This window comes from Rhodonellum sp., assembly GCF_030656585.1.
GTDB lineage: Bacteria > Bacteroidota > Bacteroidia > Cytophagales > Cyclobacteriaceae > Rhodonellum > Rhodonellum psychrophilum.
In genome coordinates, this window is sequence record NZ_JAUSPP010000020.1 from 21,989 (window position 1) to 34,899 (window position 12,911).

Sequence of the window (12,911 nt, forward strand, 5' to 3'; positions counted from 1 at the left end):
GTCAATTTCTTACTTCAAATCCATCCCGAAGCATCTTGAAATCACCCTTTTCATCATAAAAGCTGATGGTGATTTCAAATTCCCCTTCAATTTCTGAGGTGAAAATCTTGTCAAAGTCAGCAGTGGAAATGATCTCTGATTTCCAAAACAAAGCATTCCTGAAATCCGGGAAATTGCTTTGGTCTCTTTTGGCATTGAAATGTGGAGATTGGAGCACTTTTTTTGGCTGAATCAGGGGGTAGTTCAAATACAAAGCAGTGGCAGGAAGCTCATATCCCCCAAAATCATTTTCATAAGAGGTGAAGCTAAGCACTCCGGCAAATCTATCGGCATTTAGAAAAAACTCCCTTGAAAGCACTTCTAGTTTTTGGATTTTTTCCGGGTTGAATGTGGCCATCACATCGCTGTCAAACACCGGCATGGCATCGATCAGCATCAATGGGTTTTGCTCAAAAATGCCACTGATGGGTGAGTTCAGTAATTTGAAGACTGTTTTTTTGGACTGGCTTCTTACGGCCACCTCCGGCACATATTCCCGCAACACGGTTTCCAACTTGTCAAATCTGGTATAATCATCCAGCAAATACGTTTTATCCGCTACGAATCCCGTGACAATTGACTGAAAATCAGTTGATTTTGGCTGATAGAAATAGGGGGAGACTTTCCCCGCAGCGATCAGATCCAGTAAAAAAGGCCTGTCTTTTTCTTCCAAGATGAGTTCTGGGAAAACAAAGTCCTCTTTGAATTTCAAAGTGCAAAAAGGGGATTGTATGGAGAAATTCAACTGTTGCTCCCATTTGGAGGATTGGATGATAAAGTAATCATATTGCTTCAACGCTCCCAAATCAAAGAAAAGATCACCGTTGGGCTTGGGTTTGGCGGTGTTCAAAACGGATTGGCTGCCATGGGAAGAGAGAAAAAATGTCTCCGTGGTGTCTATTTCGGGAACGAGGTTTTTGCCGAAGACCACATGGCCGAAAGGTTCCGGGATCCATTTTTTATCCCCTTGTTGCGCCTGGTAAATCTTGTTATCAAACCTCCCCTGAAAACGATCCAGCAGAAAAGGATTCTTTATTGAGACGGAAATCGTCATGTTTTTCCCTTCCATTCCCCCGAGATCAGGTGTCAACATGGATCGTTTTTTGGCATTACTTTCGGAGATCAGGTTTTCTTGGAGGCTTGCTTTTTTTGGTGAATAATGGAGCAATCCACTGGTCTTATTTGTGCCGGTTTTTGGTGGGTTCTTGGGGTTGATGACGGTGATAAACTGATTGTCAATTCCTTCATTTCCCATCATTGGGCTGATGCGGGTATAAAATCGCAAGATATAATGGTCGGAAACAAGGTTGCCCGGGATTTCTAAACTTCCTTCTGCTTTTCCATTTTCCAAGGTAAAAATAGATTGTTGAACGCCCTTTCCTTCCCGATTGACCAATTCTCCATAGACGATTCTGGAATGGCATTCCCCGGAGGAAGTTGCCACCCGAAGGTCAAACCAAATCGATTCTCCCGTGATGGCGATGGTTTTGTTCAGGTGCACATACACCTTTTCTTCTTGGATCTCCTGGGCAAAAAGTGGGAAAGCCTGGATTAGCAGAATGAAAAAAGAAATGTGTTTCAGTAGTGAAGAAATCATTTTGGATTTGGTCTTAAATCGTTTTTTTCAATAAAATCGGCATTCAATCTTCCCAAAAGACAGGTTTGACATTGTAGCCTCTCAATGTGCAATCGGTACATGCTGTGGATGCAGCCTTGTAACCTATGGTGGTGGTGCCTGCAATTTCCGGAACGGCTGGAATAAACACACCAGAACCAAATTTAAATTCGTAATTTGCCATAAAGGTAGGTGTTGTTTCTACCTGACAGAATTCGTATTCCGGAATGAAAACCGGCCAGGGAAATACATCCGCGACATTGATGTACAACCTTTTTTCGCTGGATTGTCCCATGCTGACAAAACCGATGACATTTTCTGCTGCATTGGATATATTCTTGAAATTGCCTCCTATTAGTGATGGCAATGGACTAAAGATGCCTCCGATATCGTCGGAGTTTTTCCTTTGAATTTCCCAAAAATCAAAAGCTTCTTTCGAGATGGCCCTTTGGCGGACATTGATGCTGTAGCGCTGCATCAATTTTTCGGAGAGGTTGGGGATCTTGACAATCGGTTTCTGAAAGATGAAATTGCCTGAATACCTTCCCGCATTCTCCAAGACGATCTTGGGGAATAGATTGTCGGTCCAGCAAAGGCTGATGGACTGTTCGGGTTTTCGGAAGTCCACTTCTTTTGTTTCCGGATTGTAGATGTAGATGGTTTGGATGCGTGGCCTGAAAATCCAATGTTCGGCATATTCCCACAAAAAATATTCGGAGGTTAACGTCCCTCTCGTGCTGAGGAGGATTTCAACTCCTTCCTCATTCTTCCTGAAGTTTACCTCTTCAATCTCCGGACTGACGATTGGCGTGAGCTCCTCGGAAGTATATTGTTGGTTGTTTTTCAGGACAATCTTCAGCCTATATTTTTTTTGGGTATCAAAAAAACCTGTATGCGTGTACACACCCAATGCCGTTTCATTAAAATCCCATTGGGTTCCCGAATCCGATTCAAGCGATACTTGTGCTCCGGATTCCATAAGTTGGTCTGTGGGATTGCTGATGGGCGTAGTCCGGCTGAGGAGGATTTTTGATTCGGCCCCATTCGTTTCCACGAATCCCTCTACGACCAATTGAGAAATATCCGTTTCCGCAAATTCAGGCTCAAAAGGGTCTTTGCATCCGCCAAAAAAAAGGACCATGAGCAAAAGGAAAAATGAGATTTGACAGTTATGGTTCGGCATCAGAAGCGGAAATTATAGGTCACAAATGGAATCGGTTGGGCAAATATCGACAGTTGGTAGCCTTTCAATACCCCGTTGACGGGTGTGAAGAAAACCGAATAGGGATTTTTTCGGCCCAAAACATTGTAAACGCCAAGTGACCAAGAGGAGTGGGCCAGTTTTCGGACTTTATGGTTGCCCTCTAGGTTCATGGAAAGGTCTACCCGGAAATAATCGGGAATCCTATAGGCATTTCTATCCGAGAAGAAGACTCTTTCTGAGCCGCCGTAGACGAATTTGGCCACGGGAAGCGTGACGGGTCTCCCGGTCGAATAGTTGGCATTGACAGCGGCACCGACTCTTTTGCTCAATTCATAATTGCCGACAAGGACGATATTATGGGGCTGGTCAAAATTGCTGGGATAATATTCTCCTCCGTTGATTTTCTCGGCCGTTTCATCCTCCGCTGTTCGCAGAAGAGATCGTGAATAGGTATAGCTGATCCAGCCATTGAGTTTACCGCTGTTTTTCTTGAGCATCATCTCCGCACCATAAGCCCTTCCGTCGGTTCTCAGGATGTCCTGTTCGATGTCATTGTTCAGGACCAAGGAAGCCCCCGAGCGGTAGTCGATCAGGTTTTTCATCGACCGATGATAGACTTCGAGCGAAAACTCATAAGTGTTGGCTTTCAAATTCCGGTAGTAGCCCAATGAAATCTGATCTCCCCATTGCGGCCTGATGTTGGGGTCACTGAGTTTCCAAGTATCGGTTGGGGAAATGGAAGAGGAATTGGTCAGCAAATGGATATGCTGCCTCATGGTGTTGTATCCGGCTTTGATCGAGGAGAATTTATCCAAATTGTACCTTCCCGAAATCCTAAATTCAGGCCCGTGATAGGTGTTCATGATTTCACCTTTGTCGTAGGATTTTTCTCCGATGACGGTGGACTCAGAAATGGCTTGTCCAGGTTGGTAGGTTTTAAGCGTATTTGGTCCAAGGGAATTGTAGATGACGTAGCGCAAACCATAGTTGACGGAGATGCGGTCGTTGATCTCGAAGTCATCGCCGAAATAAAGGGCAGTTTCCAAAGCTTGCTCTGGGCTCACCTTCTCCTGGTTGACGATGGATGCTGAACCGAAAGGATCGATATAACCAGGTCTTAGGCCATAGCGAATGCTGCTGAATCCAAAATTCAGGGTATGCTTGAGGTCTTTTTCGAATACAAAATCGGCCCTTAGATGATCCTGCTGGATGTCAAATCCAAAATCATAGGCGTTCAGTGGATTGTCTCTCCCTTCTATTCCGAATTTGTACCGGTCCTGTCCGATGACAAACTCACCTTCTAGTCTCTCACTGAAATAATGCGTCCAGCTAAGGTTGATATTTTGGTTTTGATAGCCGAATAAAGTGTCCTGGTCAAAACGGAAATTGTCCTTGCTCATGTAGCTGTTCAACCGGATGATGTTTTTGTCATTGAGTCGGTGCTCCATGTTGAAATTCAAGTCGTAAAAGGAAGCCCTTCCTTCCCGGAAATCCGTTTTCTCCTCCAAAAGATCAAAAAGCCAGTTGGAATACGTGGACCTTCCCCCGATGATGAAGGTCGTCTTGTCCCCGATAGGCCCCTCAAGCGTCAGTCTGCCAGTCATCAGGCCAATGCCTCCGCTTGCTTTCAGTTTTTCTTTGCTTCCGTATTTGGCATTTACATTGAGCACGGAGGAAAGTCTTCCCCCATATTTGACGGGTACACCCGCTTTGTAAAGGTCCACACTTTCGATCATGTCGGGATTGAAAGCCGAGAAAAGCCCAAAGAGGTGGGCGGGGTTATAAATCGTCGTGTTGTTGTACAAGATCAGATTTTGGTCGGCTGCTCCACCGCGGACATTGAATCCCACGCTGGCTTCTCCGACCGTGTTGACGCCGGGCAGCGTGAGCAATCCCTTCAGAATGTCCACTTCACCCAATACTGCCGGGAGTTTCCGCATGGTATTCATGCTTAGGGATTGCACACCCATTTCCGGTCTGGAAACATTTGTCAATTTCTCGGAACTGACGACCACTTCGGAAAGTGAGATGATGTTTTCCTCGATGGCCATATCCAAACTCCCATCTCCTTGGAGATTGATTTGACGCTGCTCCACGAATCCACCCAGGTTCTGGACAAAAAGGGTATGCCGGCCTTTGGGAAGGGTGAAACTGTATATCCCTTGTTCGTTGGCAATGGCCCGGGAATAATTCACTTTTTCAAAGATTACTGCGCCGAACACCGGGTTTCCCGTTTCCAGACCCGTGATTTTCCCTGTCAGGGTTGCGGTAGTCGCGGAATTGCTCTTTTCCGGGCTGCCGATGACATAGAGTTTGTTTCGGGTAAAAGCCCTTTTCAATTCATCATTGCCTTGAAGGCTGTCAGTTTGTTCTCCTTTTTCACCAATCTGAAAAAAATCCTTGGCCAAGGCGAAATCCAATTTTGAGCCCTTTGTGATAAAAACCCTTTTTTTGCCATCGATTACAAATTTCAAATTGCTGTTTTCAAAAACCACTTCAAGGATTTGGGAAAGCGTATTGTCTTTGGCATTGATGTTCACCTGTATGTTTTCGACCTCGGAGAGATCAAAATAAAAGCGGTAGTCCGTAGAGGACTCGATTTGGTTGGCAAAACGGGCGAAATTAATCCCTGGAAAGAATCCTGAAAATTTCTCTTCTTCAGCAGATTTAACCTGAGCAAAAGCAGGTCCCATGAGCAGTGTCCATCCCAACAAAACCAGCAGTATTTTTTTTATCATGGAAGGAGGTCTTGTTTGTTGTACAGTTGCGTCAAAAAAGAAAGATAGGCTGCGGGGTTTTCCCTAAAAATCAATTGTTTTTCACGAAGTTGTTTTCGGATGATCTTCTTGTCAAGTTCCAAAAAATCAAAAGCTTGTTTGGGTTTGCTGATGCGTTTTATTTCTTTGTTTTTTTGGAGGAAATAATCCGATTTTTCATAAAAAACCGAGGTGTAGGTACTCAATTCCCTTTTTGGCTTGGTCAGCTTGTAGTGTTTTTGGAGCAAGTTGACTTTGCCGACATCCAGGATTTCGTAGATGCCTTTTCGGTGATGCAGGTAGCCAGGATTTTCGGGGACGATGACGAAGGTGTGCTTGCCCGTGATTTCTATTTCAAAGGCATTGATTTTATCGGGGCGAATCAGTATTTTTTGTTTGTGAATGGGTTGAAAAGTGATCAACTCATCCGTGAAGATGTTGTAAGAAAGTGGGACTTTCTGGTAGCGGAGGCCATTGATGGTGAGCGAGCTTGTTTCAAGGTTTCTGCTTATGAAATAGGGATGCCCTTCAATTTCCTTCGGGGGATCCAAATAATAACCACCACTGATAATGTCCTGAAACAGGGGGATATTTTTTTGATAAAGGTCCTGGAAAGTCAAGTTGGTCTGGCTCAAGGCTGCAAAACAAAAAGTCAGGTGGAATGAAATTAGAAAAAATACAGCTTTCATGGGTTTGTTTTGGGGAAAAGCAATTTCGGAAAACAATATATTAATTAATTGTCGATGGGGTAGTAAAGAAGGGGTGATTTTATACCAATGGCGGATTATGCATTGATTCTCATTGTATGTTTGTGTTTTAAAGGACATGAAATAAATCCAAAGGAGCGGATAAATCTTCCCGTTTTCTTTGGGAAATAGATGGGAGTTTGGGCTTTTGGGGATTTTAAACAAAGAACGATATGCTGAGCAGACGAAATATGATCAAGACCATGGGATTGGGCGCAGGAACGCTGATGACCACCCAACTTCAGGGACAAACCCCTCCAAAGGCGAGTCAATTCAGTTTCTGCTTGAATACCAGTACCATCAGTGGGCAGAAACCAGGATTGAAAGCCTATTTGGATATCGCAGCCAAGGCAGGATATGATGGGGTGGAGCTTTGGATAAGGGACATTCAAGAGTATTTGGAGGCTGGCAATACGGTTTCCGGATTGAAGAAGTATATCCAAGACAGTGGGTTGAAATTTGAAAATGCCATCGGTTTTGCTCCCTGGATGGTAGATGATGAAACTCAGCGAAATGCAGGTTTTTTACAGATGCGGGAGGAAATGGAAATGCTGGCTGCTTTGGGTTGCAAGCGGGTGGCGGCCCCTGCAGCCGGTGTCAAAGCCAATCTGGATTTGTTTGCGGCGGGGAAAAGATACAAAGCCCTTTTGGACTTGGGCAGAAGCACGGGCGTGATGCCGCAGTTGGAGTTTTGGGGAGCATTCCCATTTTTTCACCATCTGGGACAAGTGCTGATGGTTGCCGCGGTGGCCAATGATCCGGATGCCAGGATATTGCCCGATGTTTACCATCTTTTTAGGGGCAATTCAGGTTTTGAAGGATTGAAAATGTTGGATGGAAACCTGATCGAGGTTTTTCACATGAATGATTTTGTCGCGGATATTCCAAGGGAGGAGCAGCAGGACAAGGACCGTGTCTATCCCGGAGACGGGGCTGCGCCCATGCAGGAAATTCTTACAACGCTCAAAAATATGGGCGGAAACAAAGTCCTTTCTTTGGAACTGTTTAACCCGAATTATTGGAAAGAGGATCCTTTGCAGGTGGCCAAGACAGGATTGGCAAAAATGAAAGCAGCGGTGGATTCGGTCTGAAGCTTTGCCTTTTTGGCTTATGTTTCGTGCATTGGTCGATAGGCAAGGATCCATTCGGGTCTTTCCAAAGAGAGGATAATCCCCTACCTGACAAATAGCAGTGCCCAGATCATCACAGAGGCAAATGCCAAGGCTGGTCCGAGAAAAATCATAAGAATGCCCCCGCTCCTAAAGGTCTTTTGTTCAATCATTCCCGTGGAAAAAGCGATGGCATTGGAAGGTGTGGACACGGGAAGCAAAAGGGCACTGGAGCAACTTAAGGCCACTATCAAAGGAACTGCAAAACCATAGAGATCAGGCAAGGCCAATCCCAGTGGTACCAAGATGGCCGCCGCCGCTGTATTGCTCATGACATTTGAGATCAATACCGCGATGATGCTGAAGACAATGGCCACCCCCACAAGCGGTATGGGCAAAGCGCTGATTTTTTCCATGATGATATCTGTCAATCCCACGTCCACCATTGCGATTCCCAGTGCAAGACCGCCCGCTACCAGCATCAAAGTGTCCCAAGGCAATCGCCGGACATCTTCGGATTTGATGATTTGAAATAGCGTAAGCAGCACAATCGGGATCGCGGAGGTAGCCGCGATGGGGATGCCATGCAAGGGTTCTGTGAGCCACATGCCCACGGTGATGATGAGCGTGAAAATCACAGCGTTTCGCTCAAATGGTTTTCTGTCCTTGGGATAGGAAACCAGATCCGATATATCCAACACAATCTTGTTGAGATCAGATTTTTTGGTAAGAAACAACCAAAAAAGATACACGGCAAGCATGCCCGTAGGCAAGCCAAAGGCCATCCATTCCAAGAAGGTGATGTTCAATCCCTTTTCATGAAGAGCACCCACCGCGATTGCATTTGGGGTGCTTCCGATGATGGTGCCCATACCTCCCAAGGTGGCGGCAGCGGGAATGCCCACAAGCAAAGCCTTAGTGAATGGAGAGTGTTTTCCCAACATTTTGGTCAGTGGGAGGATCGAGGAAATCATCATGGCCGTGGTGGCGGTATTGGACATCACCATGCTGGCCACGGCGGTGGTGAACATCAGTCCCAACAATAATTTTTCGGGACTGTCACCAAATCGCTTGACCGTAAAGCGAAAAAGCGATTTGTCCAAGGAGACTTTGCCCATGGCTTCGGCCAGAAAGAACCCTCCCAAGAGCAACCAGATGACATTGCTGGTCCAAGTGCCTAGGTACATTTCCACGGGAGTTTTTTGACCTTCCAGAATAAAATCTGTCCCAAAACCAAAAAGTAATCCCGCGATGACGAAGATGCCTACGGCAAAGGGAGGAATGGCTTCCGTCACCCAAAGCCCAATGGCCAAGACACTCAGGAAAAACACATAATTGACATCGTCCGCATAGCCCAATTTCCGGAAAAAGTAGCCAATCAACAATGCCAGGAGAAAGTTGCCCGTGAAAGTGGAAGTGTTGAAAATCCACCCCAAGCGGAGTTTTCTATAGAGCCTTATTGCGGTTTGTCGGGAGTCATTGTGAGTCATGTGGAAAAGTATTCATTGTGCGTTAATTTTCAATTCGTGAAAATACGAAAATTTGCGTTATCGCCTTGAAATTCCGGGGGTTTTGGAATGCCATTTTGAAGGGGTAAGGTTAGCCGTTGGCTGATATTTCCTTTGTTTTGAGGCAAAAGGAAGCGCAAAGAAAGCGTTCAATCCCGTTCAGCAAGTGGGGAATGATCGGGCAATACATCCATTTCCAACCCATGTCATCCCTTTATTCTCCCAAAACCAAAAGTCGATAAATATTGAACCCTTGTTGTGTATCGCCATTTGTATTCCATATTGAAGTTTGTTGATCATCAGTCAGTTGTTTGCTCTTTTGACTTTGTCAAATCGGCGCTGGGTCTTTTTCTCCCAATAGCCTGATTTTCTTGTCGTTTCAATATCCTTTAGGAAATCCAATGCGCATTTCCATCTAACTTAATCAAGTCAGATGCTTTACGTCACTTTTTCGATGTCTTAGAATTCGGGTTGAAAAAGAATTGAAATTTTTTTTGTTTGGTCACCGGGTTTTCAAAATAATCCCCTGTACCGATTGCAAAAACAGCCCTCAAGCAGCATATTATTTCCCCGAAAAAAACTTTATGGGGTTGTATGGGTTTATCAAAATACAAGTCCTGATCAACAAGCTTTAGGGAAGTTTAGAAGATTGGGTAATTCCTTTACAAGTATCCATTGGAAAACACCAATGTCTCCTCACAACAAAATTCATGAAGAAATTTAAAAAATCCGAAATCGTTATCATGATATTGGTGGTCGTGTTGATCGGGATATCAGAATATTATTTTGTAATCGCAAAGGAACCCCTTAAGGCGATTTTTATAGGTCTATGGTGCCCGACCATTTTGGGTTTTTTGATTTTATTCAACATGAAGAAATAATATGGAGAATCTGGATATATTCATATTGACCTTGGTGGTCGTGGTGGCTTTCGTGATATTTATTATTTCTACGGTCAAAGAATTGAGCCAAATGAAGCATGAACCCTACCAAACTGAAAAAGAATCCGGTTACAGTAGGGCAGCTTTGTTCAAGGTGTTGGGGGCCCTTTTTGAGGACGATAAAATCCCTAAAAAACATAGGGTGAAGTTTAAAAATACCCTACAAAGCACGATGTCCGACATGGAATCGAATGGAGTTTATTTTGATGGAGAAGGGAAAAAATTCCAGAAAGAGGATAGGGTCAAAAAAAAGAAGAAGAGGGAAGACAAGGCAAACAGAAAAGCCTAATAACGGTTATGAAAAACGAAATGATAAGGTAGATGTTTTTCCTTTTCTTTTCGATTCCACGCCCGCTTTTTAGCGTCCGTAACAGCAGCCTTTGTGTCAGCGGAAAACAGGTCCATATATTTGAATTTGTTTTTCCTGTTCGTTCTGGAGTCACTCAGATCAATTTTTTTTTATAACCCAAGCATTTTTTTAATCCGTGTTAGGCTTTACTAATTTCAACACATTCCAAAACACTTAATCGTCAGGCGGTTGTTTGCTATTTTTGAATTCATCCTATCGGTATTAGGACTCATTCTCCAGATAGTCTGATTTTTCAGCAGTTTTTAGACCATAAAGCAAGCCGTTGCCCATTTCGGGATTACATGAGATTGATACAGCCAAACCACTTTTTCCAAGTGGAGGTCAAATCCAATCGATAACAACAAGAAGATTTTCAATGGATTGGATTCCGAACTCCATTTGTAATGAATTTTTGTGTTGGTAAAAAAATCGTTGGATAATACAATCTAAAGTGATTTATTGAGCATTCATCACTCCCCGGGGAAGCAGATGGGGCATTTATTGCTCCATTAAGGTTTCCAAAGAGCAGGAGGATGCATGAAGCAACTCTTTCCTGATTTATGAAAACCAAGGGAGGGTATTTTTGAGCAAAAACCCATATAACCAAACCTAGATCCACCATGAACCTGAAAACCACATTTTCCACCGCGTTTCTCCTGTTGATGGGGATCGCGGTTTATGCACAGGACGGAGCCAATCCTGCCACAAAGGAGCGGCCCAACATCATTTTTATCATGTCGGATGACCATGCCTATCAGGCCATTTCTGCCTATGACAACAAATTGATTGAAACCCCCAATATTGACAGGATTGCCAAAATGGGCATGTTGTTTACCAATGCCAGCGTGACCAATTCCATCTGCGCACCGAGCCGGGCCACTATTTTGACCGGAAAGCACTCGCATCTCAACGGGAAAGTGGACAACCATTTTCATTTTGACACTACGAATATCACATTTCCCCAGATCATCCAGGAAGCAGGATATCAGACGGCCATGTTCGGAAAGCTCCATTTTGGCAACAGCCCAAAAGGTTTTGACCAGTTCAAAATCCTTCCCGGGCAGGGAGCGTATTACAATCCGGATTTTATCACCAAATATGATGGGAACATCACCGTGGAGGGATATGTGACGGATATCGTGACGGACATGACATTGGACTGGCTTCAAAATGAGCGGAAGGAAGAGCAACCTTTTATGCTGATGTATTTGCATAAAGCGCCTCACAGGTCATGGTTGATGGCCGAAAGGCATTTGGATGAATTTACCAACAGGACTTTCGCCGAGCCGGCCACCCTATTCGACGATTATTCCGGAAGGGCGACTCCGGCGGGAGAGGCGGAAATGAACATCCTGGACCACATGTCCTGGGCCGGAGACCATAAAGTTTTTCCTGAGATCATGGATGAATTGGGGATTCCCGAGATTGGATTTGACAAGCAGCGCTATGCTTTTGAATATAGTCGGTTAAATGCATCCCAGAAAGAAAAGTTCATGGATGCATATTCAAAAGTCAACGGAGAATTTAAGAAAGGCTACCCGACAATGACCGATGGGGACAAGATGAAATGGAAATACCAGCGCTACATGCAGGATTATTTGGGTACCATTCAGGCAGTGGACGAAAATGTGGGCAGGCTGCTCGATTATCTGGAAGCAAATGACCTGATGGACAACACCATCATTGTCTATACATCAGATCAGGGCTTTTATTTGGGCGAGCATGGTTGGTACGACAAGCGTTTTATTTATGATGAGTCTTTCAAGACACCTTTGTTGATCTCTTGGCCCGACAAAGTGAAGGCGGGAACACGTTCGGAGGAACTGGTCCAAAATCTGGATTTTGCCCAGACATTTTTGGAAGCTGCCGGAATTGAAGCTCCTGAGGATATGCAAGGGGAAAGCCTGATTCCGCTGCTGACCGATCAGGGAGAAAAATGGACCAGGGACGCCGTTTATTACCATTATTATGAATATCCCGCTGAGCACATGGTGAACCGACATTATGCCATTGTGACTAAGGAGTACAAGTTGATCCATTACTATTTTGTGGAAGACCAATGGGAGTTGATCGACCTCAAAAATGACCCAATGGAGCTCAAAAACGAATACCAAAACCCTGCCTATGCCGCCATCACCGCCGATTTGCATTCCCGTTTGGACGCCATGAGGGACAAGTACAAAGACAATTCCCAGATCAGTCAGCGCTACATCGATGAATTTATGGAAGACGCCTTGAACGGGAAAGTTTTTGGGGTTTCCAAAGAGAAAGCGCAAGAAATCCTCGAAAGGAGAAAAAGGATAGAGGCGGGAAAATAAGGGGTAGAGGATGGTTTTTTAGGGTTTTGGATACAGATCAAAACACCTCCTAAATCATTAGGTAACATCAGTTAAACCCGTTTTATGCATTACGAACTCAATGCAATAATGTAATTTACTGATAATAAATTAGGTGTTGAATATACTTGACTTCACCCTATTGGTGTCGGGAATTATTCTCCCAATAGTCTGATTTTCTTGTAGTTTCAACCCCATTTGGAAACCTATTGCATATTTCCGGTTAAAGCAGGAGACAGTTCTACAGGCTTGCTCCGGATAGATTGGGGGTTTTTGGCTTTGGCGCATTCCAAATAAAAGGAAACAAG

9 protein-coding genes are annotated in these 12,911 nt (G+C 44.4%); 4 read left to right on the top strand and 5 right to left on the bottom strand.

Annotation, left to right across the window (positions count from 1 at the left end; genetic code table 11):
- Nucleotide 1 precedes the first annotated feature (1 nt).
- From Q7J63_RS04400 to Q7J63_RS04415, 4 genes are read right to left on the bottom strand one after another with little or no spacing between them, the layout of a single operon-like run.
- The gene (locus tag Q7J63_RS04400) at nt 2-1,636 is read right to left on the bottom strand and encodes a hypothetical protein (RefSeq protein WP_304884269.1); all 1,635 of its coding nucleotides are present in this window, start codon (nt 1,634-1,636) and stop codon (nt 2-4) included.
- A gap of 43 nt (nt 1,637-1,679) precedes the next feature.
- Nucleotides 1,680-2,837 carry a DUF4249 domain-containing protein gene (locus tag Q7J63_RS04405; RefSeq protein WP_304884271.1) on the bottom strand — a complete coding sequence of 386 codons (1,158 nt, stop codon included), beginning with the start codon at nt 2,835-2,837 and terminating at the stop codon, nt 1,680-1,682.
- Nucleotides 2,837-5,596, bottom strand: a complete 2,760-nt coding sequence (locus tag Q7J63_RS04410; RefSeq protein ID WP_304884273.1) for a TonB-dependent receptor — start codon at nt 5,594-5,596, stop codon at nt 2,837-2,839. The genes Q7J63_RS04405 and Q7J63_RS04410 overlap by 1 nt, the downstream gene beginning before the upstream one ends.
- On the bottom strand, nt 5,593-6,303 hold the full coding sequence (locus Q7J63_RS04415; protein ID WP_304884275.1) for a hypothetical protein: 711 nt from the start codon (nt 6,301-6,303) through the stop codon (nt 5,593-5,595). Before Q7J63_RS04415 ends, Q7J63_RS04410 begins: the two co-directional genes overlap by 4 nt.
- A 230-nt stretch (nt 6,304-6,533) precedes the next feature.
- On the opposite strand from Q7J63_RS04415, the gene Q7J63_RS04420 reads away from it, so the two are divergent.
- Nucleotides 6,534-7,451, top strand: a complete 918-nt coding sequence (locus Q7J63_RS04420) for a sugar phosphate isomerase/epimerase (RefSeq protein WP_304884277.1) — start codon at nt 6,534-6,536, stop codon at nt 7,449-7,451.
- An 83-nt stretch (nt 7,452-7,534) separates the two neighbouring features.
- Here the strand turns inward: Q7J63_RS04420 and Q7J63_RS04425 are convergent, their stop codons facing one another.
- On the bottom strand, nt 7,535-8,959 hold the full coding sequence (locus tag Q7J63_RS04425) for a DASS family sodium-coupled anion symporter (protein ID WP_304884279.1): 1,425 nt from the start codon (nt 8,957-8,959) through the stop codon (nt 7,535-7,537).
- Between the two features lie 728 nt (nt 8,960-9,687).
- Between Q7J63_RS04425 and Q7J63_RS04430 the strand changes: the two genes are divergently transcribed.
- From Q7J63_RS04430 to Q7J63_RS04440, 3 genes are all read left to right on the top strand, one after another.
- On the top strand, nt 9,688-9,858 hold the full coding sequence (locus tag Q7J63_RS04430) for a hypothetical protein (protein WP_019600484.1): 171 nt from the start codon (nt 9,688-9,690) through the stop codon (nt 9,856-9,858).
- A 1-nt stretch (nt 9,859) separates the two neighbouring features.
- Complete coding sequence (locus Q7J63_RS04435; RefSeq protein ID WP_019600483.1) at nt 9,860-10,207, top strand: hypothetical protein; 348 nt, start codon at nt 9,860-9,862, stop codon at nt 10,205-10,207.
- A 722-nt stretch (nt 10,208-10,929) separates the two neighbouring features.
- Nucleotides 10,930-12,585, top strand: coding sequence for a sulfatase (locus Q7J63_RS04440; RefSeq protein ID WP_304884346.1), 1,656 nt, complete (start codon nt 10,930-10,932; stop codon nt 12,583-12,585).
- Nucleotides 12,586-12,911: the final 326 nt, after the last annotated feature.